The organism is Caballeronia sp. Sq4a (assembly GCF_023170545.1).
Taxonomy (GTDB): Bacteria; Pseudomonadota; Gammaproteobacteria; order Burkholderiales; family Burkholderiaceae; genus Caballeronia.
This window is the reverse complement of sequence record NZ_CP084250.1, coordinates 1,292,759-1,316,409: the sequence shown is the minus strand read 5'-3', so window position 1 is coordinate 1,316,409 and position 23,651 is coordinate 1,292,759. Positions and strand designations below refer to the sequence as shown.

General features: G+C 64.3%; 25 protein-coding genes and 1 tRNA gene. 12 read left to right on the top strand and 14 right to left on the bottom strand.

Annotated features, from left to right (window positions below):
• Window positions 1-80 precede the first annotated feature (80 nt).
• On the top strand, window positions 81-506 hold the full coding sequence (locus LDZ24_RS06255; RefSeq protein ID WP_248322151.1) for a hypothetical protein: 426 nt from the start codon (window positions 81-83) through the stop codon (window positions 504-506).
• Window positions 507-551: 45 nt separating this feature from the next.
• On the opposite strand, the gene LDZ24_RS06250 is transcribed toward LDZ24_RS06255, so the two are convergent.
• The 6 genes from LDZ24_RS06250 to LDZ24_RS06225 form a co-directional block, all read right to left on the bottom strand.
• Window positions 552-1,664, bottom strand: a complete 1,113-nt coding sequence (locus LDZ24_RS06250; protein WP_248322150.1) for an enoyl-CoA hydratase/isomerase family protein — start codon at window positions 1,662-1,664, stop codon at window positions 552-554.
• 39 nt (window positions 1,665-1,703) lie between these two features.
• The gene (locus tag LDZ24_RS06245) at window positions 1,704-2,339 is read right to left on the bottom strand and encodes a TetR/AcrR family transcriptional regulator (protein WP_248322149.1); all 636 of its coding nucleotides are present in this window, start codon (window positions 2,337-2,339) and stop codon (window positions 1,704-1,706) included.
• A 73-nt stretch (window positions 2,340-2,412) separates the two neighbouring features.
• The gene (locus tag LDZ24_RS06240) at window positions 2,413-2,601 is read right to left on the bottom strand and encodes a hypothetical protein (RefSeq protein ID WP_175940211.1); all 189 of its coding nucleotides are present in this window, start codon (window positions 2,599-2,601) and stop codon (window positions 2,413-2,415) included.
• A gap of 200 nt (window positions 2,602-2,801) precedes the next feature.
• Entirely contained in the window at window positions 2,802-3,089 is a 288-nt protein-coding gene (locus LDZ24_RS06235) for a DUF1488 domain-containing protein (protein ID WP_248322148.1), read from the bottom strand.
• Window positions 3,090-3,265: 176 nt separating this feature from the next.
• Window positions 3,266-3,628: a hypothetical protein gene (locus LDZ24_RS06230; protein ID WP_175940209.1), complete on the bottom strand. Its 363-nt coding sequence runs from the start codon at window positions 3,626-3,628 to the stop codon at window positions 3,266-3,268.
• Window positions 3,625-3,897, bottom strand: a complete 273-nt coding sequence (locus LDZ24_RS06225) for a hypothetical protein (protein WP_248322147.1) — start codon at window positions 3,895-3,897, stop codon at window positions 3,625-3,627. Before LDZ24_RS06225 ends, LDZ24_RS06230 begins: the two co-directional genes overlap by 4 nt.
• A gap of 326 nt (window positions 3,898-4,223) precedes the next feature.
• Here LDZ24_RS06225 and LDZ24_RS06220 point away from each other — a divergent pair, with 326 nt between their 5' ends.
• A complete protein-coding gene (locus tag LDZ24_RS06220) occupies window positions 4,224-4,541 on the top strand; it encodes a hypothetical protein (protein WP_371747409.1) in 318 nt (105 codons plus the stop codon).
• A gap of 51 nt (window positions 4,542-4,592) precedes the next feature.
• Here the strand turns inward: LDZ24_RS06220 and LDZ24_RS06215 are convergent, their stop codons facing one another.
• Together LDZ24_RS06215 and LDZ24_RS06210 are read right to left on the bottom strand one after the other, a co-directional pair.
• Window positions 4,593-5,090, bottom strand: coding sequence for a heme-degrading domain-containing protein (locus tag LDZ24_RS06215; RefSeq protein WP_248322145.1), 498 nt, complete (start codon window positions 5,088-5,090; stop codon window positions 4,593-4,595).
• A gap of 164 nt (window positions 5,091-5,254) precedes the next feature.
• Window positions 5,255-5,331: transfer RNA gene (locus tag LDZ24_RS06210), tRNA-Met, on the bottom strand.
• A gap of 230 nt (window positions 5,332-5,561) precedes the next feature.
• Here LDZ24_RS06210 and LDZ24_RS06205 point away from each other — a divergent pair.
• The 3 genes from LDZ24_RS06205 (at window position 5,562) to LDZ24_RS06195 (ending at window position 6,828) form a co-directional block, all read left to right on the top strand.
• The gene (locus tag LDZ24_RS06205; protein WP_248322144.1) at window positions 5,562-5,924 is read left to right on the top strand and encodes a DUF2946 domain-containing protein; all 363 of its coding nucleotides are present in this window, start codon (window positions 5,562-5,564) and stop codon (window positions 5,922-5,924) included.
• Window positions 5,925-6,008: 84 nt separating this feature from the next.
• Window positions 6,009-6,371: a copper resistance protein CopC gene (locus tag LDZ24_RS06200; RefSeq protein WP_248322143.1), complete on the top strand. Its 363-nt coding sequence runs from the start codon at window positions 6,009-6,011 to the stop codon at window positions 6,369-6,371.
• A gap of 7 nt (window positions 6,372-6,378) precedes the next feature.
• Entirely contained in the window at window positions 6,379-6,828 is a 450-nt protein-coding gene (locus tag LDZ24_RS06195) for a copper chaperone PCu(A)C (protein WP_248322142.1), read from the top strand.
• A gap of 63 nt (window positions 6,829-6,891) precedes the next feature.
• Here the strand turns inward: LDZ24_RS06195 and LDZ24_RS06190 are convergent, their stop codons facing one another.
• Window positions 6,892-9,444 (bottom strand): penicillin-binding protein 1A, encoded by a 2,553-nt coding sequence (locus LDZ24_RS06190; RefSeq protein WP_248322141.1) that lies wholly within the window; start codon window positions 9,442-9,444, stop codon window positions 6,892-6,894.
• 556 nt (window positions 9,445-10,000) lie between these two features.
• On the opposite strand from LDZ24_RS06190, the gene LDZ24_RS06185 reads away from it, so the two are divergent.
• The 3 genes from LDZ24_RS06185 to LDZ24_RS06175 all read left to right on the top strand — a co-directional run bounded on the left by LDZ24_RS06185 (window position 10,001) and on the right by LDZ24_RS06175 (window position 12,686).
• Window positions 10,001-10,420, top strand: coding sequence for a hypothetical protein (locus LDZ24_RS06185; protein WP_248322140.1), 420 nt, complete (start codon window positions 10,001-10,003; stop codon window positions 10,418-10,420).
• A 226-nt stretch (window positions 10,421-10,646) separates the two neighbouring features.
• A complete protein-coding gene (locus LDZ24_RS06180; RefSeq protein ID WP_248322139.1) occupies window positions 10,647-11,327 on the top strand; it encodes a PspA/IM30 family protein in 681 nt (226 codons plus the stop codon).
• Window positions 11,328-11,450: 123 nt separating this feature from the next.
• Window positions 11,451-12,686, top strand: a complete 1,236-nt coding sequence (locus LDZ24_RS06175; protein ID WP_248322138.1) for a tetratricopeptide repeat protein — start codon at window positions 11,451-11,453, stop codon at window positions 12,684-12,686.
• 324 nt (window positions 12,687-13,010) lie between these two features.
• Here the strand turns inward: LDZ24_RS06175 and glgX are convergent, their stop codons facing one another.
• Complete coding sequence (glgX, locus tag LDZ24_RS06170; RefSeq protein WP_248322137.1) at window positions 13,011-15,224, bottom strand: glycogen debranching protein GlgX; 2,214 nt, start codon at window positions 15,222-15,224, stop codon at window positions 13,011-13,013.
• Between the two features lie 205 nt (window positions 15,225-15,429).
• Between glgX and LDZ24_RS06165 the strand changes: the two genes are divergently transcribed.
• The 4 genes from LDZ24_RS06165 to LDZ24_RS06150 all read left to right on the top strand — a co-directional run bounded on the left by LDZ24_RS06165 (window position 15,430) and on the right by LDZ24_RS06150 (window position 18,593).
• Window positions 15,430-16,815, top strand: a complete 1,386-nt coding sequence (locus tag LDZ24_RS06165) for a DUF2252 domain-containing protein (protein WP_248322136.1) — start codon at window positions 15,430-15,432, stop codon at window positions 16,813-16,815.
• A gap of 186 nt (window positions 16,816-17,001) precedes the next feature.
• Complete coding sequence (gene mscL / locus LDZ24_RS06160) at window positions 17,002-17,445, top strand: large conductance mechanosensitive channel protein MscL (RefSeq protein WP_248322135.1); 444 nt, start codon at window positions 17,002-17,004, stop codon at window positions 17,443-17,445.
• Window positions 17,446-17,784: 339 nt separating this feature from the next.
• Window positions 17,785-18,276 carry a hypothetical protein gene (locus LDZ24_RS06155; RefSeq protein WP_206468060.1) on the top strand — a complete coding sequence of 164 codons (492 nt, stop codon included), beginning with the start codon at window positions 17,785-17,787 and terminating at the stop codon, window positions 18,274-18,276.
• 107 nt (window positions 18,277-18,383) lie between these two features.
• Window positions 18,384-18,593, top strand: a complete 210-nt coding sequence (locus tag LDZ24_RS06150; protein WP_175940183.1) for a dodecin — start codon at window positions 18,384-18,386, stop codon at window positions 18,591-18,593.
• Between the two features lie 81 nt (window positions 18,594-18,674).
• On the opposite strand, the gene LDZ24_RS06145 is transcribed toward LDZ24_RS06150, so the two are convergent.
• From LDZ24_RS06145 to LDZ24_RS06130, 4 genes are all read right to left on the bottom strand, one after another.
• Entirely contained in the window at window positions 18,675-19,760 is a 1,086-nt protein-coding gene (locus tag LDZ24_RS06145) for a BMP family ABC transporter substrate-binding protein (RefSeq protein WP_248322134.1), read from the bottom strand.
• A 188-nt stretch (window positions 19,761-19,948) separates the two neighbouring features.
• On the bottom strand, window positions 19,949-20,878 hold the full coding sequence (locus tag LDZ24_RS06140) for an ABC transporter permease (protein WP_248322133.1): 930 nt from the start codon (window positions 20,876-20,878) through the stop codon (window positions 19,949-19,951).
• Window positions 20,879-20,900: 22 nt separating this feature from the next.
• Window positions 20,901-22,007 carry an ABC transporter permease gene (locus LDZ24_RS06135; protein ID WP_248322132.1) on the bottom strand — a complete coding sequence of 369 codons (1,107 nt, stop codon included), beginning with the start codon at window positions 22,005-22,007 and terminating at the stop codon, window positions 20,901-20,903.
• A 2-nt stretch (window positions 22,008-22,009) separates the two neighbouring features.
• Window positions 22,010-23,581 carry an ABC transporter ATP-binding protein gene (locus LDZ24_RS06130; RefSeq protein WP_248322131.1) on the bottom strand — a complete coding sequence of 524 codons (1,572 nt, stop codon included), beginning with the start codon at window positions 23,579-23,581 and terminating at the stop codon, window positions 22,010-22,012.
• Window positions 23,582-23,651 lie beyond the last annotated feature (70 nt).

Sequence of the window (23,651 nt, the reverse complement as noted above, 5' to 3'; positions counted from 1 at the left end):
CTGGCGGGCGCGCGCCCCTATAATGGCGCTCGTCCCGATTTTCGCGCGAACCGCGTTCTCGCCCGCCAGCGGTCCAGCCAATGCATAAACTCATTCTGCCGTTCGTCTCCGGTTTTCTCGCCGCACTCTTCTTTCGCGAATCGACGCTCGCGCTGCTGCACGCAGCCGGAATGATCGACGCCGCCGGCTTCTCGACCGCGCCGTTCCTGCCGCTCGGCATTCCGGAATTCATCGCCAATGCGTTGTGGAGCGCCGTGTTCGGCGTATTGATGGCGTGGCTGTTGCGCGTCGCGCCGGAACACCGCGCGCCGTGGATCGGCGCGCTCGTGTTCGGCGGCATCGTGCTGACGGCGGTCAGCGCTTTCGTGATCGATCCGGCGCGCGGCATCTGGCCGAGCGGCAACATGCTGCCGCGCCTCGCGCCGGGCTTCATCGCAAACGCTATCTGGGGCTGGGGCGCGCTGGTGTTCATGCGCGCTTTCATGGCGGGCAGCGAGACCGCCTGAAGACAAGCACAAGCGCAGGCACAAGCGGCCAAGCGGCCGCTTCCATCAGTCCTTCAATGACCGCAGCGGATGCGTCGCCGGCGTCCAGGCGCTGTCGAACATGCGCTCGACGTCATCGGGCCGCACGTCTTCTGCGCGCGCCACTTTCCATTGCGGCTGATTGTCCTTGTCGACGATGCGCGCCCGGATGCCTTCCAGCACGTCGCCCCGCTCGAACACGGAGCGCGTCAGATCGAGATCGCGACGCAGCGTTTCGGCCATCGTCGAGAAGCGCGCGCGGTCGACCTGCTGAAGCGACACATCGACGGAGAGCGGCGAACGCTCGCGCAATGCGGCCGCCGTGGCACGCAGCCATTCGTTGCCGGATGCATCCGCGTCCCGCTCCAGCGAAGCGAGAATGGCCGCGCCGTTGCCGGCGGCGAAATGCTTGTCGATGAGCGTGCGCGCCTCGGCGAGCGCGCTCGTATCAGGGATCGGCGACACCTTGTACTTCGTGGTCTCGTTCTCGACAAAGCGCACGATTGCGACGCCATCCAGGAAACGCTGATGACGCAGCGATTCGATCAGGCCGGGCAGCGCGCCGTCGTCGAGATACGCGTCGGCCAGGCGGGCATAGAGCGCATCCGCCGGGCCGATGCTCGCGCCGGTGGCGGCGAGATAGCGACCGATCGCGCCGGGCGCGCGGGCGAGAAACCAGCTCACGCCGACATCCGGAAAGAGACCGATGCGCGTTTCCGGCATGGCCATCTTCGTGGATTGCGTGACGATGCGCAGGCCGCCCGTATGATGCGCGCCCTGCGAAATGCCCATTCCGCCGCCCATCACGACGCCGTTCACCACGGCAACATAAGGCTTCGGAAACGTGAAGATGGCGTGGTTGAGCTTGTATTCTTCCGTGAAAAAGGCGTCGATCGAATCGCGGTCGCCGGCCTTCGCGGCTTCATAGAGGAAACGGATGTCGCCGCCGGCGCAGAACGCGCGCACATGCGGGCTGTAGACGATTACGGCGCGAATCGCCTGATCGTGACGCCACGCGCGCAATGCCTCGCCGATGGCGTGCAGCATCGAGGGCGTCAGCGCGTTCAACGCTTTCGGGCGATCGAGCGCAATGAAGCCGATGCCGTTAGCGGTGTCAATACGAATGTCTTCGGTGGTCATCGTGTCGAGAAGTCGAAACGGTTCGTACGGTCACTTCACTCAGCAGGCGGCGAGCCACGCATCGAGCGACAACTCGACGAGTTCTCTCGCCGCGACGTCGGCGCTTGCCGCGCCGTTCAATTGTAGCGCGGTGATGCCATGCAGGTTCGCCCAGAAAGCCTGCGCGCAGGCAGTCGCAGCCGCGCCGGACGGCAGCCTTACGAGCCGGTTCGCTGCCTGTAGTTCCAGAAAGGCGTCCGCTATCAGCGAAAGCATGGCGGCGCTGTCGTCCGACACGTTCGCGCTGTTGGCGTTCGTGTTCGCATGGTCCATGAACATCAGGCGGTACGTTTCCGGCTCGTTCAGTCCGAACTGCACATAGGCGCGGCCGATCGCTCTCAGGCGCGCAGCAGCATCCGCGATGCTCGCGTGCGGCTCGAACGCCGCGCGCAGTTGCGCATGCCCTTCTTCGCGCAACGCCCGCTCGATCTCGCCGCGATTCCGAAAATGCAGATACAGCGCGGCGGGCGAGTAATCGATCGCCTCCGCGAGCTTGCGCATTGACAGCGACGCGAGCCCTTCCCTTTTGACAATGCCGCGCGAGACTTCGAGTATGCGCTCGCGCAGCGCGTCGCGCTGCTGCTTCTTATGTCGTGACTGGCGCGTGGGCGCGTCGTCGACACTCATACGAGGCATGGTCGGCTCCGCCCGTTTTGATGCCGCTTTCGAAGACGAGCCGCGTACTGGCGGACTCGCGGACCGGAGACGGTCAGACGATCATCGGACCGTCGTCGTCGCGGCGAGATCCCGATGCCGCGCGATACAGCGGCTCCTCCGAGTCGCCGAGCACGACCGACGAAAACACGATGCAAAAGCCCAGAATCAGGACACCGACCGCCGCCCAGATGAGCCACAGTGCATTGGACTCGACGAGCGCGTGAAGAAAGGAATGAAACATGACGACCCCGCGCGATTTTTATAATGGCTGCTCAACGCATACACAGACTGGTGAGCAAGTGACATGCCGTGCGAATCGCATCGCAAGCGGCAGAATGACAGGATCTTACTCCGTTGCTGCGCCGCGGGAAAGCGGGCGCAGCCTTCTCAGGCGCGGTTGGACGGTCAATTACACGCTCGAAGCGGTTAGGTGCGCCGCCGCTATTCGACGATCACCCGCCCCGGCGGAAAGTGGCCGCTTTTCAGCAGCACCGGCATGCCCTGCGTGACCTGCAGATGTTCGCGCGCCACCGCTTCAATGCGGGCGCGGCCGGCATCGAATGCGTCGATCCAGCCTGCGCTGTCGAAGGTCTTCGCGCCGAAGTGGTCTTCGAGCGCTTCGACGGAAATGGCGCATGGCACGCGTCGGCCATCGACGAGCGCGGCGAATTCGATCGTGAGATTGGAATCGCGATAATCGGGCGCGTCGGAAAGAAAACGAATGTTCATGAGACTCTCGTGGATCGGGCGGCGAGCAGCAGGCGGTGCCTGCGCCCGCACGCGATGAGGTTGACGCACTCGGTTCGGTACGCGGCACTGTATCGCTGGCGTGCGCGTGAATCGATTCGCGGTCTATGGTACTCGCGCTCGCGCCGCCGGGTCCAGCGGCGCGGCGCGCAGGCACCTCACGGATCGAGCACGTCTTCGTTCACGTCGACGACGAGCAGCGAGCTCGCGAGCGGGTCGGCGTAGTTGAAGTCGAGCGAGCGCGTCATGTCGCGCACGCGCTCGCAGACGCGTTGCCGCGCTTCATCCGACAAAGGCGGATAGTCGCGCAGCACTCGCGCGTCGAAGCGGTAATGCACGCCCCAGCCGATATTGCCCGCATGATTCGCCACCCCGCCCGTGCGCCAGCTCACGAATAGCGCCGGCGCAACGTCGGCTCCGCCTCCGATCTCGATGATGTCCGCGCCGATCGGAAACAGGTCGACGAGGCAGTTCGCGATATCGTAGAGCACCGCATGGCGAAGATGGATCGGGCGCATCATGTCGGTTGCAGCAATCGGTCGATGTAATCGCGCGCTGCCTTCTCGACGCTCGCGAGCGCTTCGTCTTCGGTGGCGAAGCGCTGCTCGGGACCGAGATCGACCAGCGCCTCGAAGTGACGCGGCTCGTCCGGGCCGTTCTGCGCAAGACTCACGGACCCGACGTAGATTGCCGTGCCGGGCTCACCCGGCTTCGCGTCGTGCGCCGGAACGAGCCGCGCCGATGCGCTGATGTAATAGCCTCGATACGGGCCCGTCACTCTGTCGACCATTCCCTTGCCTCCGTATGTGTTCCGGGATGTGTGCTCGGCCGCGCTCCATCGTCCGTTCGACGGCAAATCGAACCGATGCTCAGTAGCATAAGGCGCGCGACCCGGAAAATAGTTCACGGCTCATCGGGCCGTGATCGATGAAGCGAGTTCGTCGATTCAGGCATCGCAAGCATTGCGCCCGCACTGCTTCGTGCCCGCGCGCTCGGCGTCACGCAAGCGCCCTATGGGACAATGCTCATCCGAAAATACGCGTCTACGAACACAACGAGGAAAAGATGAATCGAAACGATCGGCCGATGCGCCGACTCCCGGCGTGCGCAAGCACGATGCCGAAAGCATTGCGCGCGGCGAGCATTAGCGCGGCCATCGTACTGGTCGCGAGTCTCGGCGCATGCGCGTCGTCGAACGAAGCGTCGCTGATTAATTTGCCGGATGGCCAGACGGGCTATGCCGTCAATTGCAGCGGCGCGGACGCGGGCTCGAGCTGGGCGAGCTGCTATGTGCTCGCGGGCAAGGCGTGCGGCGCGACGGGCTATGACATCGTCTCGAAGGACAATGAGGAAGGCGGGCCGAGCGGCGGCGGCATCAGCAACGTGATCTCGGCGAACGTGAAGAACCGTTCGATGATCGTGCGGTGCAAGTAGACGCAACCGGCAACGCAACGACAAGGCGCGCTCGCCTGCGTGGCCGGACCTTCAGTTATGGTCCAGCGAAAGTGCCGCGAAGCTATGGCCGAGCACGGCGCAGAGCGCTTCGACGACCATCTGGTGATCGCCGCGCTGCGGCAAGCCCGACACGGTCACGGACCCGATGACGCCCGCACTCGCGACGCGGATCGGGAAACTGCCGCCGTGCGATGCGAACTGCGCGGGATCGAGGCCGAACTTGTCGGCGAGCGTGGTGCCCGCCTGTTGCAATGTGAGACCGATGGCATACGAACTGCGTCGAAAGTGCTCGACCGTCTTCGATTTGCGCTCGGCCCAGCGCGCGTTGTCCGGGCTCGTGCCATCGAGCGCGGCGAAGAAGAGCCGTTGACCGAAGGTGCGCACGTCGATCACCACGGCAGCATCGCGAGCCAGCGCCATCTCGCGCAATTGCGTGCCGAGTTGCCACGCCTGATCGGCGTGAAACTGCGCAAAGACGAGCGTGTTTTCCTGATGCGCGATGGTTTGCAGGTCGTGCGGAATGTCCATGAGCGGCGCCTCTTCGTTAGCGTGGTGGCTGTTGTCGAATGCGGGATTTTGACACGGGCGCGCGCCGTGGTGAGCGATTCGATAGGAATACTGACGCTTAGAGAAAATACCCGGCGGAAAAACAGAAAGGGGTTACAGGCCGAAGCACTGTAACCCCTTGAATTTGGTTGCGGGGGTAGGATTTGAACCTACGACCTTCGGGTTATGAGCCCGACGAGCTGCCAGACTGCTCCACCCCGCGTCCGTCGAAGAAAAGATTATAGAGCATCGTTTATGGAAAAGCAACGGTCCATGACGATCAATACTCGAAACGACGCCCACGCACTGCGTCGATTCGACTCGTTACGCACCGGGCGCATCAGTAAAGCCGCACTTTCGTGCATGGCATAATCGCCCGTTCAGCGGCATCGGTTATTGCGGTTATCGGTTATCGGCTCGGGAACAGGCATGCATTCCTTGCGGCGCGGCGTTATGAGAAAGATCGGCGGCATCGCGGCGGTATGGGCGATGCTGCTTCTCTCGCTCGCGCCCGTCGTATCGCAGACGCTGAAGGCCGAGCCGTTCGAAGCGCTGCTCGCATCGATATGCGCGTCGCGCATCGATACGCCTGACATCCACTCGGCGCACCATGCCGGCCACAGCGCCGTCGGCGCGCTCGACGCCTGCGGCTATTGCGGCTTCGTCGGGCACGCGCCGGCGCCGCCGAGCTTGGTTCGCGCGAGTATCTTCGCGCACTTCCCTCGCGACGCTTTCCCATCAGGCAACGCCGTCAGCGCGTCGCCTCTTTCGCGCTTCGCTAACGCGCAACCTCGCGCTCCGCCTGCATTCGGCTGAGTCGCTCAACATCCGCACGCGTGGACCGCTTCTCTGCAAAGCGATAAGGCGCGTCGCGACACCATGTTTTCGACAGGACACACCATGACGTTTCAATCCGCATTGCGGACCGTGCTCGGCCTCGCGCTGGCCGCTTCCACACAACTGGCGCTCGCTCACGCGCTACCGAAGCTCCAGCAGCCCGGCCCCGGCGCGACGGTCAGCGCGCCGCACGAAGTCTCCATCGAGTTCGGTGAACGCGTCGAGCCGACTTTCAGTTCGCTCCTCGTCACCGACGCGCACGGCACGCAAGTCAACGCCGCGAAGTCGGCCGTCGATGCGAGCGACAAGAAGCACATGAGCGTCGCCCTAGGCGATCTCGCGCCAGGCGTTTATACGGTGCAATGGACCGCGGTCGCAGCCGACGGTCATCGCACGCAAGGTCACTATAACTTCACGGTCAAGTGAGGCCGCTTTGAACAAGAACACATTCCTCTCGGGCGCGCTCGCATGCGCGTCATTCGCCGTCTTCGCCAGCGCCGCGCACGCGGCCACGCTCGAAGCGCATGATTGCTGGGTCCGCGCGATGCCGCCGAGTCTGCCGTCATCGGGCTACTTCGTCGTGTCGAACAAAGGCGATGCGCCCGCGACGCTCACCGCCGCAACGAGTCCCGCGTTCGCCATGACGATGATGCACAAATCGGAAGACAAGGGCGGCACGGCAACGATGGCGCCCGTCGATACCGTCGAGGTGCCCGCGCACGGCTGGCTGGAATTCGCGCCGAAGGGCTATCACCTGATGATGGAACAGCCCGCCAAGCCGCTCAAGATCGGCTCGACGATTCCGCTCGCCCTCACCTTCGCCGACAAGAGCACGCTCAACGTGGAGTGCGCGGTGAAATCGGCGGCGACAGTCGGCAAGTAACTCGCCGCCGACGCAAAAAAAAAAACGCGCCAGCCACGGCGCGTTTTTTTCTGAGCAAGCCGATCAGGGCCGATTGAACATGTCCATGATCTGCTTGCGCTCGTCGGTAGTGACTTGCGGCACCGGCGGCGCCTGCATGCCCGCCGGGCCGACGCCGCCCGCGGTCGTCGAATCGCCCGCCATCGGGTTCGTATTGTCGAGACCGATACTCGCGACGAAGCCCGCGCCCGGCGTGCGGTCCGCATAGAACAGTTCGCCGTCGACGGTCGTCACGCCGTCGGGCATTGCCATCTGCTGTTGCGGAATGCCGCGCAGCGCTCGTCCCATGTACTCGACCCAGATCGGCAACGCGAGTTGCGCGCCGAACTCCTTCGTGCCGAGCGACTTCGGCTGGTCGTAACCCATCCACGCCACCGCGACGAGCTGATGCTGATAGCCCGCGAACCAGCCGTCCTTCGCGTCGTTGGTCGTGCCGGTCTTGCCCTGCAAGTCGTTGCGCTTGAGCACGTTGGTGCCCGAGCCCGTACCCGAAGTCGCGACCGTGTGCAGCAGGCTGTTCATCACGTACGCGTTGCGCGGTTCGAGCGTCTGCGGCGCATTCGCGCCCGCGGTCAGCGGATCGGCGCGCGAAATCACGGTGCCGCGCGCATCGGCGACCTGCGCGATCAGATACGGATTGATGCGATAGCCGCCGTTCGCGAACACCGAATACGCGCCGCTCAGTTGCAACGGCGTGACGAGCCCGGCCCCCAGCGCGAGCGGCAGATACGGCGGCGTCTTGTCCTTGTCGAAGCCGAACTTCTGCGTGACGAAGTCCTGCGCGTAGCCCGTGCCGATATACGACAGGATGCGGATCGACACTAGATTCTTCGACTTCTGCAAGCCGGTGCGCATGGACATCGGGCCGTCGGGCTGATCGTCGTCCTTCGGCTCCCACGGCTCGCCGCCCGCGGGCGCCGGGAAGTACAGCGGCGCGTCATTGATGATGGTCGCCGGTCCGAGACCCTTGTCGAGCGCCGCCGAGTAGATGAACGGCTTGAAGCTCGAACCCGGCTGACGCCAGGCCTGCGTGACGTGATTGAACTTGTTTTTGTTGAAGTCGAAGCCGCCCACGAGCGCGCGGATCGCGCCGTCCTGCGGCACCATCGAAACGAGCGCGCCTTCCACCTGCGGCAACTGCGTGACCTGCCAGTTGTCCTTCGCGTCCTTCGTCAGGCGGATGATCGATCCCGGTCGGATCGCGAGCGCCTTCGACGCATTGCTGCGCAACGCCGCTGCCACGAAGCGCAGCCCTTCGCCGGAAATCGTCGCGGTTTCGCCGCCGACGAACTGCACGTTCACCTGCTTCGGGCTCGCCGCCGTCACCACGGCCGCGACGAGATCGCCATTGTCCGGATGATCGACGAGCGCGTCTTCGATGGCTTCGGCGCGGTCATCCGCCGCCGACGGCAGCGCGATGTTGCCCTCCGGCCCACGATAGCCGTGACGCCGCTCGTAGTCCATCACGCCCTTGCGCACGGCGCGATAAGCGGCGTCCTGATCGGCCGAATCGATGGTCGTCGTCACCGTCAGGCCGCGCGTGTAGGTCTCTTCCTTGTACTGCGCGTACATCATCTGTCGCACCATTTCCGCGACGTATTCCGCATGCACGCCGTACTCGGTGCCCGCCGACTTCGTGTGGATTTCCTCGGCGACGGCCTGATCGTACTGTTCCCGCGTGATGAAGTTGAGGTCCAGCATGCGCTTCAGGATGTACTGCTGGCGCACCTTCGCGCGCTTCGGATTCACGACCGGGTTATACGCGGATGGCGCCTTGGGCAGACCCGCGAGCATCGCGGCTTCGGCCAGCGTGATGTCTTTCAGGTCCTTGCCGAAGTACACACGCGCCGCGGCCGAAAAACCGTATGCGCGCTCGCCCAGATAGATCTGGTTCATGTACAGCTCGAGAATCTGGTCCTTCGTGAGCGCGCGCTCGATCTTGTACGCGAGCAGCATCTCGTAGACCTTGCGCGTGTACGTCTTCTCGCTGGAGAGAAAGAAGTTGCGCGCCACCTGCATCGTGATCGTGCTCGCGCCCTGCGATGCGCCGCCGTGCATCAGGTCGGTCACGCCCGCGCGCAGGATGCCGACGAAATCGACGCCGCCGTGATCGTAGAAGCGGTAGTCTTCGATCGCGAGGACCGCTTTTTTCATCTGGTCCGGGATGTCCTGGAAGCGCACGAGGCTGCGCCGCTCTTCGCCGAATTCGCCGATCAGCACGTGATCCGCCGTGTAGACGCGCAGCGGCACCTTCGGCCGATAGTCGATGAGCGCATTGAGCGACGGCAGGTTCGGCTCCATCACGACGAGCGCATAGCCCACAATCAGCGCGCCGACCACTGCCGCCACTGCGGCAAGACCCGCGAACCACAGCGCGATGCGCGCGAACACTGAGCGGCCGCCATCGCGCCTGTCCCGGTCATTGCGGCCGTTGCGGCCGTTTCCACCGTTGCGGCCGTTCCCACCGCTACCGCCGCCGTCGCGGCCTGCCCCCGAGTCGTTGCGTGAGTCGTTCCAGCGCGGCTCGCGATCGTGTCGCGATGAATTCGATGAGTCGGGGCGTTTGATGATAGGCATGACTGGGATGGTTCGGCGCGCCTTATAGCACGCTTGGTAGCGCGCACTGCGCGGCGTATCGAAAGAAGCGGATCAGGCGGCGGATCAAGGCGCGCGTGGAAGAACGCAAGCGCGGCAAAGACCGGCGAGCGAATGCATGAGCCGGTCCGACCGAAGAGTAACGGCACATTTTAAAGAATTCGGGCGGCCCGCTACAGAATGGGCGGGCATTTTTTGTAAGCAAATGCCGCCGGTCGGCTCGAAAAAGCGGGCCGAAGACAACGTGCGCTTACCCACAGAAAGTGTTGAGAGCCTTGTGGACAACCCTATGAGAAAATAGCCAAGCCATTGAACGGACGCGTTTTTTCGTGCACGCTCATACGATGATCCAGGACGCGCATTCGGTGGACGCTGCAGAACAGCGAGCACGCACAGCCGCCTCGCGAACCGATATGATGGATACATGTATAGCCGGGGCTTTTCGCCGGCGAACGACCTGCGGTAACGAAGTGAGCGATCCCGGCGCCGGGACCGCGCATGCGATGTTTGCAATCGCCTTACTGTCTGCGAGCCGCTCATGACGACCAAGCCTACCGAACGCATCGTTGTATTCGTGACTCCCGCGCAGAAGCTCGCCATCAACAAGACCGCGGACGACCTCGGCATCAGCGTGAGCGAACTCATGCGGCGGGCGGTGCTCAACTTCAACGCGACGAGCGAGCAGATCAAGGTGGCGGGCATCGTCGACCGTCTGCGCGCGCCGAAAGCCCCCGATCCGCTCGATGTCGCGCTGCGCAGCGTGGCCGCCAAGGCAGCGGCCCGCGAGGCGCGCGAAGCCGCCGCGGGCGCGGCCAAGATCGCGCGATCGCAGGCTGCGGCCGCGGCTGCATCGACGGTGGCGACAGTGGCGACGACAAGCGTTCCCGTCAGCCGCGACGACACCGAAAGCGCCGGCGAAGACGCCTCGCTGACCGGCGACGAACGGCTCGGCGGCTAGGCTCGTCGGCACGCCTCCCTCTTCACGGCGCGCGTCTGCGCAGCCGTTACATTCCTTCACCTTGCTTAAGTCCATATTAAGTCGCGACGTGCTCTAATGAACGGGTAAACCCGCGCGTGAATGCCGCGCGCTTGCGCTTGCATTCCGGGCGCGGCGCCTCACATTCGATGCGCGGCGCGCCAGCCGCGGTCTAGTGGTCCGTGGTTTTCCTCCAGGAGATACATACATGTCGCTTTTCGATTCCATTTCGCGCACCGTCAAAGGTCTGCTGAACGATGCCGCCGACACCATGCAGGATCCCTCGCGCGACGCCCGCCAGATCGTGCGCGAACTGGACGACAGCATCGCGAAGGCGGAGAACTCGCTGATCGAGATCGAGGCGCAGGTCGCCACGCAGCAAAGCAAGCGCGACGCAGCCGCCGAGAAAGCGAAGAAGTACGAAGACGGCGCCAAACGCGCGCTGCAAAGCGGCGACGAAGGTCTCGCGCGCGAAGCGCTCGCGGCGCAAGCCAATGCCGAAACGGAGCGCGACGCGCTCGCGGCCGAACTGCAAACGCTCGTGCCTTCGGTCGATCACCTGAAGCAGCAGATCGCCGACATGCGCCAGCGCCGCAACGATCTCAACGCGCGCTCGAACATCCTTCAGGCGAAGCAGCAGATCGCGCAAGCAAAGGACACGGCCGCGACCGCGCTGGGCGGCATCGGCGGAAGAAATCTGTCGGAAGATTTCCAGAAGCTGGAGGACAAGGTCCAGCTCGCGAACGCCCGCTCCGACGCGCGCCTGAATTCGGCGGATCAGAAGTCCGGCAAGGCGCTCGATGACAAGCTCGCGGCGCTCAATCGCGGCCCTTCGGTGGAAGACCGTCTGGAAGCCCTGAAAAAGCAGCTGAATACGCCGGCGCAGTAACCCCGGCGGCTGCCGCCGTCGCTTCGCGGACTTTTGCGCTTTCGGGTATCCGCCTTGCGATGTCACGGCAATCACCGATCGCAGCTTCGAATGGAGACGGGCGTCGCAACGCCCGGCCCGCATATGAAAAAGACTTTGACGGCTCTCGCCTTATCGATGTCCCTCGCGCTGGCGGTCGCCTCGCCGCTCGCATCGGCCGCCGTGCCGACCGCGCAGCAGGTCGAGCAATCGATGACGCAGGGCAACTGGCAGAAGGCCGACGCGCAGTTGAGCGAAGTGCTCGACGCGCATCCGAACAACGCGCACGCCCACTATCTGTACGCGCAGGTGCTGGACCGCGAGGGCCGCGCAAGCGACGCGCTTTCCCACTTGCAGCAGGCGAAGACGCTCGATCCGTCGCTGAGCTTCACGGACCCGTCGCGATTCGCGTCCACCGAAGCGCGCATCCGCAGCGACGCCAACCGCGCCAATGCGACGACCAATCGCGGCTCCAACGGCTCCGTCGCGCTGAATCCGTTCAACCCGGCGCAAGCCGCCGCGCCGCAGAAGCATGGGCCGTCGATGGGCATGTGGATCGGCCTGGCGGTGCTGATTGCGGCGATTGCGCTGGTGCTGCGCTGGGGCCTGCGACGCGCTCGCGCCCGTGACGACGGCCGCAGCGAAGACGACCGCCGCGCGCAGCTTAAACGCGCGACCGAATTGCTCAACGATGTGCGCACGCTGAAGCTGGACGTGAGACTCTCGACCGCGCCCGGTCATGAGGCGCTTTTGCGCGACGTCGAGGGCGCGGAGACGCAGTTGCGCGAGATGGTGGAGTCGCTGTCGAACGCGAAGAACCCGGTGCCGCCCTATGCGATCGAGGATCTCGAGAATCAGGTGGCGAGCCTGAAGGCGCGCGCCGAAGGCCGGCCGGATCCAAATGCGGCGAATGCGGCGAATTCCAGTGCGCAAGGGCAGTCGCCGTTCGCGCAGGAGGCCGAGCGCTTCGGGCGCGGCCAGCAGCCCTATGGTCCGCAGGCGCCGTTTCCGCAGCAGGGACCGTATCCGCCGCAACCAGGGCAGCAGCCGCCCGTCATCATCCAGCAAGGCGGCGGCGGCTTCGGTGGCGGCATGGGCGGCCTGCTGACCGGCGTGCTGCTCGGCGAAGCCATGTCGCACGGACGCGACCGCGTGATCGAGCGCGAAGTGCCGGTCGAACGCCGCGACGTCGGCAACGACAATGGCGGGCTGGACTTCGGCAACAACAACGGCGGCGGCCTGGACTTCGGCAACGGATCGAACGACTGGGATGACGGCAGCGGCGGCGGAGGCGGCGGTCTCGACCTCGGCAGCAACGACGACAACTGGCGCGACACCTGAAGCGCTTCGTTGAGCCGCAAGCAAGCAAGGCCCCGCTCGCGGGGCCTTCTTTTTTTGCATGCGCGCTTCAGCCGCCGCCCAGAAAACGCAGCAGCGCCCACAGAAACTCGAAAAAGCCGACGACGAATTCCCAGATGCGTTCGAGCTGATCCCACGTCGCCACGCGCAACAACGTGTGCAGGATCATGCGAGGGAGCGTGGGAGGGAACGTGAAGAAGGCATCGTGGAAACAAAAGAGGCGGCTTGCGCCGCCTTTTGCGATTGCAAAGATCGCATGATAACCAATCGGCGTAAGCTCCCGCGTGATCGGCGGGAGCCCGTGCGTCAACTGGCGGACGGCGTGTCGCCCTGCTCCGGCGGCACCTCGTCGGTCAGCGCTTCTTCCAGCCGCTCGAACACGCGTTTCGTGGCCCCGCGCGCCTGAAGCGCGAAAAGCAGCAGCGACCGGCCCGTGACCTGATACACATCGCCCGAATCGAACTGCGGCAGTTCCTCGCGGACCGGCGCGTTCGTGTCGATCAGACAGCTCCACTGATCAGGGCCGGGAATGTCCGGCAGCGTGAAATCGACGACATCGTGGTACGCGTTCACGATCAACAGAAGCGTCGCGTCCGATGCCGGCTTGCGGATGCCGGTGGCCTGCGCGCGGCCGTCGATCACGAGACCGAAGCAGCGCATGCCGGGGTCGCTCCACTGCTCGGGCGTGAGCGCGTCGCCGCTCGGACTCAGCCATTTGACGTCGGCCACGCCCATATCCTCGCGGACTTCGCCCGTCAGGAAGCGCTGGCGTCGCAGCACCGGCAGCGTGTGGCGCAGCGTCGTCAGCTTGCGCACGAACTCGGTCAGCGCGCGGCCGTCGTCGTCGATGCCTTCCCAGTCGACCCAACTGATCTCGTTGTCCTGACAATACGCGTTGTTGTTGCCCTGCTGCGTGCGACCGAACTCGTCGCCCGCGAGGACCATCGGCGTGCCTTGCGAGAACAGGAGCGTCGCGAGCAGATTGCGCTTCTGGCGCTCGCGCAGCGCACGGATCTCCGGGTCGTCGGTCGGTCCTTCGACGCCGCAGTTCCACGATTTGTTGTCCGAATGACCGTCCTTGTTGTCCTCGCCGTTCGCCTCGTTGTGCTTGTCGTTGTACGAAACGAGATCGTTGAGCGTGAAGCCGTCGTGCGCCGTGATGAAGTTCACGCTCGCCCACGGACGACGCCCGCGCTTGTTGAACTTGTCGCCCGAAGCGGTGATGCGCGTCGCAAGTTCCGCGGATTCGCCCTCGTCGCCCTTCCAGAACGCGCGCACGGTATCGCGATAGCGGTCGTTCCATTCGGCCCAGCCCGGCGGAAAGCCGCCGACCTGATAGCCGCCCGGACCGCAATCCCACGGTTCCGCGATCAGCTTGACGCTCGAGAGAATCGGGTCTTGCCGGCAACTGTCGAGGAAGCCGCCGCCCTCGTCGAAGCCATACGGCTCGCGGCCGAGAATGGTCGCGAGATCGAAACGGAAGCCGTCGACGTTCATCTCCGTCACCCAGTAGCGCAGGCTGTCGGTGACCATCTGCAAGACGCGCGGATGCGAGAGATTGAGCGTGTTGCCGGTGCCCGTGTCGTTGATGTAGTAGCGCGTCTGGTCCGGCATCAGCCGGTAGTACGACGCGTTGTCGATGCCGCGGAACGACAGCGTCGGCCCGCGCTCGTTGCCTTCGGCGGTGTGGTTATAGACCACGTCGAGAATCACTTCGAGGCCGGCTTCGTGCAAGCGGTCGACCATCTCCTTGAACTCCGCGACCACGCCGGCTCCGCGCGAGAAATAGCGCGGATCGGCCGCGAAGAAGCCGATAGTGTTATAGCCCCAGTAGTTCGTCAGGCCCTTGTCGAGCAGATAGCTGTCGTTCACGAACGCGTGGATCGGCAGCAACTCGACGGAGGTCACGCCGAGGCTCTTAATGTAATCGACCACTTCCTTCTGTCCGAGCCCTTCGAACGTGCCGCGCATGTTTTCCGGAATCGCCGGGTGCCGCTTCGTGAAGCCGCGCACGTGCGTTTCGTAGAAGATCGTGTGTTCCCAAGGCACGCGCACGCGCGTCGCATGGGTCCACGTGAAGTTCTGGTCGATCACCTGGCATTTCTGCATGAACGGCGCGCTGTCGCGTTCGTCGAAGGTCAGATCGTCGCCTTCCGCGTTGAGCGTATAGCCGAAGAGCGCCGGGTCGAACTTCATCTCGCCGACGTGCGCCTTCGCGTACGGGTCGAGCAGCAGCTTGTTCGGATTGAAGCGATGCCCGTTCTCCGGCTCGTAGGGCCCGTGCACGCGGTAGCCGTACACGGCGCCCGGCGCGAGGCCATGCAGATAGACGTGCCAGACTTCGTCGGTGTATTCGGGCAGCTCGATGCGCTGCGTTTCCTTTTCGCCTTTCTCGTCGAAGAGGCACAGTTCGACTTTCGTCGCGTTCGCTGAAAACAGGGCGAAGTTGACGCCGTTTCCGTCCCACGTGGCGCCAAGCGGAAACGGGGACCCTTCGGCAATGCGGAATTGATTCGGCATGAGATGATCGGCAGAGAATGACGCGCGATGCGTCGGGATAAGGGTGCCGCATTGCACGGCATTAAGCGGATTGGGTTAGAGCAAGGCACGTGCCCGGCATCGGCGAAGCAGCGCTTTCCGAGTTGCGCCCCGTTACCGCGCGCGATCTGCGGTATGCTGGCCTGTCCATCGCACATGCAGCATTCGCTCGCCGAAGGAGGCACGTTTGTCCACGCGCTTCAGCTCCATCCCGACGACATCGCAAGCCAGCGGCACCGCCGACGAAAGCCGCTCCGCCGGCCGCGCGCTGCGCGACGCCATCCCTTTCGAAGCCCACGCGAACTGGCAGCCCGAGCCGGACCGCCCCGATCCCGTCGAGCGCGTGCTCGCCGTCAACGCCGGACGACAGGAACGGCTCGTGCCGCTGCGCATGTCGCGCATGGCCGAATCGCCGTTCGCGTTCCTGCGCGGCGCGGCGACCGTCATGGCGTGGGATCTGTCGAGGTCGCCGTCGATCGGCCACAACGTGATGATCGACGGCGACGCGCACATCAATAACTTCGGACTCTTTCGCACGCCGCGTCAGGACGTCGTGTTCGATCTGAACGATTTCGACGAGACGATCGTCGCTCCGTGGGAATGGGATCTCAAGCGCCTGACCGCGAGCATCAACGTCGCGGCCCGCGAAAACAGCGTGGACATGGAAGGCCGCGAGCGCGCCGTGCGTTCCGCGTGCGAGGCGTACCGCACGACGATGAACGAACTGCGCCAGGTGAGCCCGTACGATTTGTGGCAGATGCGCTCTTACGCGAGCGCACTGCACATCGACGCGCCCACGCATCTCGACGCCGACGAAAGAGCCACGATCGAGCGCACCGTCGAGCGCGCGATGAAACGCTCGCACGCGACGATGCTCGCCAAGGTCGCTGAGCCGGCCGGCAAAAGCTGGCGCTTCAAGGTCGATCCGCCGATCCTGACGCAACTCGACGCCGCCGAGAAAAATCACGTCATCGACGGCTTCAGGGCGTATTTGCAGACCATCGCGGGCGAGTGGCGCATGATGCTCGAACGCTACGATGTCGTGGATGTCGCGCATCGGGTGGTCGGCGTCGGAAGCGTCGGCACGCGTGCGTATCTCGTGCTGTTGATCGGCCGCGCGCTCGGCGACCCGATCTTCATGCAGGTGAAGGAAGGCATCGTGCCGGCTGCCGCGCCGTTCGTTCCGCCGCTTGAAGAGCCGTTCCGGCATCAGGGCAGGCGCGTCGTGCATGGTCAGCGGCTCCTGCAAAGCTCATCCGATGCGCTGCTCGGCTGGACGACCATCGCCGGGCGCGATTTCTACGTACGCCAGATGAAGCAGATTCGCGGCTCCGTTCCCGTCGACTGGCTGCACGGCGCCACGTTCGACTTCTACGCGTGGTGTCTGGGACTGCTGCTCGCCCGCGCCCATGCGCGCACCGGCGACCCCGCGCTCATCGCGGGCTACTGCGGCTCATCAGACAAGCTCGACGCCGCCTACGCGGTCTGGGCCGAGCGATACGGCGCTCAGACCGTCGCGGATCACGCGGCCTTTTGCGCGGCGATCAGCGTGGGGCGCGTTAAGGCCGCGTAGCCGTACGTGTCGCCCACGCAGTCACTCGCCGCGCGACGCGCCACTGGATTGACTATCATTGCCTTGCCTGCGAGCAAAACGCACGGCGTGCGTAAGTACTGCTCGCGCTCGATGCAGCGGCGCGCGCTCGTGGCCCGCCGCACCCTCACAACAATCGTTTCGGACCTGAAAAGGAGGAATCCCCGCATGAGCATGATCGAGGAATTCAAGAATTTCGCCCTCAAGGGCAACGTCATGGACCTCGCAGTCGGCGTCATCATCGGGGGCGCGTTCTCGACTATCGTGAACTCCGTCGTCAAGGATTTGATTATGCCGGTCGTCGGCCTCGCGACAGGCGGGCTCGATTTCTCGAATCTCTTCATCCGGCTCGGCCACATACCGCCGACCTTCAAAGGCAATCCCGATTCGTACAAGGATCTGCAAACCGCAGGCGTCGCGGTCTTCGGCTACGGCTCGTTCATCACCGTGCTGATCAACTTCATCATCCTCGCATTCATCATCTTTCTGATGGTCAAGTTCATCAACAATCTGCGCAAGCCCACCGAAACGCCGGCGCCCGCCGCGCCGCCCGAAGACGTACTGCTTCTGCGCGAAATCCGCGATGAACTCAAAAGGACGCCGCGCGTCTAGATCAGCAAGTGCGTCCAGCGGCACGAACGGGCCGTGAGAGCCCCGCTTTAGGGCACGCTATCCGCCTTTCGTTAGCATGGGCGCTTTTTTTCTTCGCGAAGTCTGTTCGCGCGGCTCGCAGCAGGACTATTATTGAGACAGATGTCAGATAGATACCCATAGGAAATGCCGAGGGGATGCCAGCGGGCCGCCAACGGGTCATCGGCACGATTCGTGCGCTTCTGACGCCTGTCGGCAATTTTGCCGATCGCGCGTTCCGGAGGCCCGAATCACCGTGACCCGATCACATCGATGCGCTATAAAAGATCGACGTGCGGCACGCAAGACGGGAGTGGCCGCATGAGGACGCTGCGTTTCTTGCAATTCTTTTTCAGGCGAGTTTTTATGTCCTTCCCGAAAAAGCGTAGACGCGTGAAGGCTGATGGCGATGAGTCGTTTCTCGCCGTGCTGAGGCATTTCAAGCCGTTCGGCCAGCTCGATACAAAGATTGCACGCGCTCGCGCGCAGGACGAACCGGTGCTGTATGCCCATGCGCTGCCAGGACTCGATGTCCTGCTGTGCAGCGTGCGCGGCGCCCAGCCGCCCTATCCGGCCATCGACGAGCTGCACCGGCGCTGCGTCGAATCCATCACGAATGCGCTGGAGCAGCCGCTCGACGGGCTCGAGAACGGCGGCTACTGGTATGAGGCGAACGGCTTCGGCTTTCTTGTCTTCGCGAGCCGCGCCCGCACGCAGATTCTGAGCGAATTCGGCGCGACCGTTTCGGCTCGCAGACGCCGCGGCACGCGCCGTCAGGATGCAGGCGACGCCGCTTCGCGTCCGCTGCGTTGAACGCCGGCATTTTGCATTCGATGTCTCCTGCGTGACACGGCAGCCTTGCTGCGCCGTGGCGCGCGCCTTGCTGGATCGCAGTCCGAGCACACCACAAGGAGAACAGCATGTCGGATCACGTCTATAAGCAGATCGAACTCACCGGCTCCTCGACTCAATCGAGCGACGACGCCGTGCGCGTCGCGCTGGCCAAGGCTTCGAAGACGTTGCGCAATATGCACTGGTTCGAAGTGACCGAGACGCGCGGGCATATCGAGAACGGCGAGGTCCTGCACTGGCAGGTGACGATCAAGGTGGGGCTGCGAATCGATGACTGAGCGTCGAGTGTTGGCGTTTTGCATGCCATAAGTGAAAACCGCGCCCTCGGGCGCGGTTTTCGTTTCGGCTGACGACGCGCCTTACTTCGGCAGCGACCCGTCCACGCCTTCCACATACCAGTTGATACGCTGCAGCTCCGGATCCGTCAGCGTCTTGCCCGTCGGCACCTTCTCCGCGCCCGACTGATCCTTGATCGGGCCGCTGAATACATCCCACTTGCCCGAGTGCAGTTCGTCACGCTTGGCGGCAACAGCCTGCACCGCCTTCGCCGGAATCGCGCCGGTGTTCAGATCCTCCAGGTCCACGGCCTTCTGCGGGATGCCGAGCCAGACCGGATCGTTCTTCCATTTGCCGTCGAGCACCTTCTGAATCACGTCGTTGTAGTACACGCCCCAATGCGCGACCACCGAGCCGAGATGCGCGTCCGGGCCGAACTTCTTCATGTTCGAATCCCAGCCGAACGCATGCACATGCTTTTCGTTCGCGGTGTTGAGCGTCGCGTTCGAATCGGTGTTTTGCAGCAGCACGTCCGCGCCCTGTCCGATCAGCGTCTCGGCCGCCTGCTTTTCCTTGCCCGGATCGAACCAGCTATTGATCCAGATCACCTTCGTATGGATCTTCGGATTCACCGAACGCGCGCCCAAGGTGTACGCGTTGATGTTGCGGACCACTTCGGGAATCGGAACCGACGCGACGAAGCCGAGCGTATTCGTCTTCGTCACATAGGCCGCCGCGACGCCCGCGAGGTACGCGCCCTGATACATGCGCACGTCGTATGTGCCGAAGTTTTTCGCCTTCTTGAAGCCCGTCGCGGTCAGGAAGATCGTGTCGGGAAAGTCCTTCGCGACCTTCAGCTGGAAGTCCTGATAGCCGAAGCTCGTGCCGAAGATGACCTTGTTGCCCTTGTTAGCCAGATCGCGGAACACGCGTTCGGAGTCCGCGGATTCCGGCACGTTCTCGACGCGCGTGATCTTGATCTTGTTGCCGAACTTCGCTTCGGCTTCCTTGCTGCCGGCGTCGTGCGCGAAGGTCCAGCCCGCATCGCCCGGATTGCCGAGATAGACGAAGGCGACGCCGGGGGCGTCGGCGGCTTGCGCACTCGCGGCGGCGAGCGTCGCGGAGAGCGCGACAGTGGCCGTGATCGCCTTCAGCCAGGTTTTCTGCATCGTGATGCTCCTCTTTGGATGTTGTATGCAAAACGGAAAACGGTTCGCCTGAAGTTTCGTCGGCCAAAAAACGCGGCGGAACTCAGGCGCGCGCGGTGCGGTGGCGGAACAACACACCGACCGCGCGAATTGAATGCGGCACTTTGCATGCGGTACCGCGAATGCAAAATGCCGGCGCGCCACGCGCTTCAACTCGCTGCGAAAAACGGCTTGCCGAGCGATGCAGGCGCGTTGAGCTTGATCGTGTTCGGGTTGCGCGAGATCAACACGAGCACGACGATGGTCGCGATATACGGCAGCATCGCGAGGAACTGCGTCGGCACCGGCACGCCGATGGCCTGCGCGTAGAACTGCAGCGCCATCACCGCGCCGAACAGCAGTGCGCCGATCAGGAGACGCCCCGGCCGCCACGTCGCGAAGACGACGAGCGCGAGCGCGATCCAGCCGCGGCCTGAGGTCAGTTGCTCCTGCCAGACATGCAGATAGACGATCGAGTAGTAGCCGCCCGCGATGCCCGCCATGCCGCCGCCGAAAAGGGTCGCGCCGTAACGCACGCCGACCACCGGGAAGCCGACCGAATGCGCCACCGCCGGCGATTCGCCGACCGAGCGCAGCACGAGCCCCGCGCGGGTCTTGTACAGGAACCAGCCGATCACCGCGAACATGAAGAACGCCAGGTAGCCGAGCGGCGTCAGCGAGAAGATCGCCGGGCCGAGAACGGGAATCGACGAGAGGCCGGGAATCGGCACCACGTCGATGGTCGCGCGCACCGCGGCCGACGTGTACGGCTTGCCGACATACGCCGAGAATCCGATGCCGAAGATCGTCAGCGACAGGCCCGTGGCGACCTGATTCGCAAGCATGGTGATGGTGAGGAAGCCGAAGAGCAGCGCCATCGCGAGCCCGGCGAACACCGACGCGACGATGCCGAGCCACGGACTGCCCGTGATCGACGTGACCGCGTAGCCCGTGACCGCGCCCATCAGCATCATGCCTTCGACGCCCAGGTTGAGCACGCCCGACTTCTCCGCGACGAGTTCGCCCGCGCCCGCGTACATCAGCGGAATGGCCGCGATGACCGCGCTCGATGCGAGATTGCTGGCTTGATTGATATCCATCTTCGAGTTCTCTTATGCGGTCTCAAGCAGCGCGGTGCGCCGGGGTCCTGCGCCTGATGCGGTAGTTCACGAACAGATCGCAGCCGAGCAGACAAAACAGCAGCAGCCCCTGAAACACGCCCGCGAGCGCCTGCGGCAATTGCAGCGATGTCTGCACCGCTTCACCGCCGAGATACAGCAGCGCCATCAACAGACTCGCGAGCACGATTCCCACCGGATGCAGCCGCCCGACGAATACGACGATGATCGCGGTGAAGCCGTAGCCCGGCGACCAGCCGGCCTGAAGCTGCCCGATCGGTCCCGCGACTTCGCCCACGCCCGCGAGACCCGCGAGTCCGCCGGAAAGCAGCAGTGAAGTCCAGATGGTCTTCTTGTCCGAGAAGCCCGCGTAGCGCGCGGCGAGCGGCGCGAGGCCGCCGACGTTCATCCGGAAGCCCGCGAAACTCTTGCGCACGAAAAGCCAGATGAGCGGAATCGCGATCACCGTCAGAAACACCGACGCGTTAATGCGCGTGCCCTTCAGGAAGCTCCAGTGCCAGTCGCCGTAGAGACGCGGGAACAAGGCGTCGTCGACGAACATCGCGGAAATCGGGAAGTTCATGCCTTCCGGGTCGCGCCACGGGCCGCTCACGAGATAGATCAGCAGTTGCGTCGCGACGTACGTGAGCATCAGGCTCGTGAGAATCTCGTTGGTGTTGAAGCGGCTTTTGAGCAACGCCGGAATCGCGGCCCACAGCATGCCGCCCGCGATGCCGCCGATCACCATGAGCGGCAGCGTCCACCAGCCGGATGCATCGCCGACGTGTATCGCAATGCCGCCCGCGACGATGCCGCCGAGCAGCATCTGCCCTTCCGCGCCGATATTCCACACGTTCGCGCGATAGCCGACCGCGAGCCCGAGTCCGATCAGGCACAACGGCGACGCCTTCAGCACGAGTTCGGACCAGCCGTTCACGGTCGAGAGCGGCTCGATGAAGAACGCGTGCATCGCGCGCAGCGGGTCCTGGCCGACGACGCCGAAGATCAGGAAGCCGATGACCAGCGTCGCGACGGCCGCCACGACCGGAACCGCAAGCTGCATGGCGCGCGAGGGCGTCGGGCGCGCTTCGAGTCGATAGGGAAAGATCATGCTTATTTGCTCAAAGAATCCAGTTCGGCCGCGGCCGCGCGCTTGCCTTCGAAGAGCCCCGCCATGAAGAGGCCGATTTCCTCGGCGTTCGTCTCGCCCGTCGCGCGCACCGGCGAGAGCTTGCCGCGCGCGAGCACCGCGAGCCGGTCGCAAATGTCGAACAGTTCTTCGAGCTCTTCCGAGATCACGAGAATGGCGACGCCGCGCGATGCGAGATCGAGCAATTGCTGGCGGATGAAACCGGCCGCGCCGACATCGACGCCCCAGGTCGGCTGCGCGACGACGAGCACCTTCGGCGCCTGCAAAATCTCGCGTCCGACAATGAACTTCTGCAAGTTGCCGCCCGACAGGCTCTGCGCGAGCGCGCCACTGCCGCCGCAGCGCACGTCGAACGCCTGAATGCAGCGGTCAGCGAAGCTGCGCACCGCGCCCGCGCGAATCCAGCCGCCGCGCACCATCTGTTGCCGATGCGCGGTCAGCAGACCGTTTTCCGCGAGCGACATCGCCGGGACCGCGCCGCGCCCGAGCCGTTCTTCCGGCACGAACGCAAAGCCGAGCCGCCGCCGCGCGCCCGCCGTGAGCCGCGCCGCGGGCGTGCCGCAGATCGACACGGCATCGGTCGCGACGTGGCGATCGCGAATCTCGCCCGACAGCGCGGCGAGCAGTTCCGCCTGGCCATTGCCCGAGACGCCCGCGATGCCGAAGATTTCGCCCGCGCGCACCTCGAACGACACGTTCTGCAGCGACGTCCCGAACGGGTCCGGACTCGCCACCGAAAGATTACTGACCGCGAGCAGCGCATCGCCCGGCGTGTGGGCACGGCGCGTGTAGTCGGGCAGCGAATGACCGACCATCAACTGCGCGAGCGACGCATGCGTTTCCTTGCGCGGATCGACATTGCCGGTCACGCGGCCGCCGCGCATCACGGTGGCGTTCTCGCAAAGCGCCTGGATCTCGTCGAGCTTGTGGCTGATATAGAGAATGCTGCAGCCCTCGGCGGCGAGTCGGCGCAGCACCGTAAAGAGCTTCTGCACAGCCTGCGGCGTGAGCACGGAAGTCGGCTCGTCCATGATCAGCAGCCGCGGATTCTGCAAGAGGCATCGCACGATCTCCACGCGCTGCCGCTCGCCCACCGTTAGGCTATGAACGTGCCGCTGCGGATCGACATCGAGCCCGTAGTCCTTCGACACGTCGCGAATGCGCTTCGAAAGCGCCTTCATGTCGAACTTCTCGTCGAGCGCGAGCGCGATATTTTCGGCGACCGTCAGCGTTTCGAACAGCGAGAAGTGCTGAAACACCATGCCGATGCCGAGCTTGCGCGCCGCGGCCGGACTGCCGATGTCGACTGTCTCGCCCTGCCAGCGGATTTCGCCTTCGTCCGGGCGCACCGCGCCGTAGATGATCTTCATCAGCGTGGACTTGCCCGCGCCGTTTTCGCCGAGCACCGCGTGGATCTCGCCCGGCATGACGACGAGATTCACGCCGTCGTTGGCCTTGACGGACGGGTACTGCTTGCTGATGCCGGACAACGCCAGGCGCGGTGGCGTTGTCGACTTTTGAATGGCGTCGCCCATTGAGCTCTGAATAAGCGCCCGGCCACCGAGCAGGCCGGACTGGAAAGGATTACCGCGAGAGCGAGCGCAA

Excerpts from the sequence above, each read along its gene's own strand:
- LDZ24_RS06215 (WP_248322145.1), bottom strand. The coding sequence starts at position 5,090 with ATGGACATTCCGCACGACCTGCAAACCATCGCGCATCAGGAAAACACG.
- LDZ24_RS06130 (WP_248322131.1), bottom strand. The coding sequence starts at position 23,581 with ATGGGCGACGCCATTCAAAAGTCGACAACGCCACCGCGCCTGGCGTTG.
- LDZ24_RS06145 (WP_248322134.1), bottom strand. The coding sequence starts at position 19,760 with ATGCAGAAAACCTGGCTGAAGGCGATCACGGCCACTGTCGCGCTCTCC.
- LDZ24_RS06175 (WP_248322138.1), top strand. The coding sequence starts at position 11,451 with ATGAAAAAGACTTTGACGGCTCTCGCCTTATCGATGTCCCTCGCGCTG.
- LDZ24_RS06225 (WP_248322147.1), bottom strand. The coding sequence starts at position 3,897 with ATGGTCGACAGAGTGACGGGCCCGTATCGAGGCTATTACATCAGCGCA.
- LDZ24_RS06135 (WP_248322132.1), bottom strand. The coding sequence starts at position 22,007 with ATGATCTTTCCCTATCGACTCGAAGCGCGCCCGACGCCCTCGCGCGCC.
- LDZ24_RS06230 (WP_175940209.1), bottom strand. The coding sequence starts at position 3,628 with ATGATGCGCCCGATCCATCTTCGCCATGCGGTGCTCTACGATATCGCG.
- LDZ24_RS06180 (WP_248322139.1), top strand. The coding sequence starts at position 10,647 with ATGTCGCTTTTCGATTCCATTTCGCGCACCGTCAAAGGTCTGCTGAAC.
- glgX (WP_248322137.1), bottom strand. The coding sequence starts at position 15,224 with ATGCCGAATCAATTCCGCATTGCCGAAGGGTCCCCGTTTCCGCTTGGC.
- LDZ24_RS06205 (WP_248322144.1), top strand. The coding sequence starts at position 5,562 with ATGAGAAAGATCGGCGGCATCGCGGCGGTATGGGCGATGCTGCTTCTC.
- LDZ24_RS06185 (WP_248322140.1), top strand. The coding sequence starts at position 10,001 with ATGACGACCAAGCCTACCGAACGCATCGTTGTATTCGTGACTCCCGCG.
- LDZ24_RS06255 (WP_248322151.1), top strand. The coding sequence starts at position 81 with ATGCATAAACTCATTCTGCCGTTCGTCTCCGGTTTTCTCGCCGCACTC.
- LDZ24_RS06245 (WP_248322149.1), bottom strand. The coding sequence starts at position 2,339 with ATGCCTCGTATGAGTGTCGACGACGCGCCCACGCGCCAGTCACGACAT.
- LDZ24_RS06220 (WP_371747409.1), top strand. The coding sequence starts at position 4,224 with ATGCCGAAAGCATTGCGCGCGGCGAGCATTAGCGCGGCCATCGTACTG.
- LDZ24_RS06250 (WP_248322150.1), bottom strand. The coding sequence starts at position 1,664 with ATGACCACCGAAGACATTCGTATTGACACCGCTAACGGCATCGGCTTC.
- LDZ24_RS06150 (WP_175940183.1), top strand. The coding sequence starts at position 18,384 with ATGTCGGATCACGTCTATAAGCAGATCGAACTCACCGGCTCCTCGACT.
- LDZ24_RS06155 (WP_206468060.1), top strand. The coding sequence starts at position 17,785 with ATGAGGACGCTGCGTTTCTTGCAATTCTTTTTCAGGCGAGTTTTTATG.
- LDZ24_RS06190 (WP_248322141.1), bottom strand. The coding sequence starts at position 9,444 with ATGCCTATCATCAAACGCCCCGACTCATCGAATTCATCGCGACACGAT.
- LDZ24_RS06140 (WP_248322133.1), bottom strand. The coding sequence starts at position 20,878 with ATGGATATCAATCAAGCCAGCAATCTCGCATCGAGCGCGGTCATCGCG.
- LDZ24_RS06240 (WP_175940211.1), bottom strand. The coding sequence starts at position 2,601 with ATGTTTCATTCCTTTCTTCACGCGCTCGTCGAGTCCAATGCACTGTGG.
- mscL (WP_248322135.1), top strand. The coding sequence starts at position 17,002 with ATGAGCATGATCGAGGAATTCAAGAATTTCGCCCTCAAGGGCAACGTC.
- LDZ24_RS06200 (WP_248322143.1), top strand. The coding sequence starts at position 6,009 with ATGACGTTTCAATCCGCATTGCGGACCGTGCTCGGCCTCGCGCTGGCC.
- LDZ24_RS06235 (WP_248322148.1), bottom strand. The coding sequence starts at position 3,089 with ATGAACATTCGTTTTCTTTCCGACGCGCCCGATTATCGCGATTCCAAT.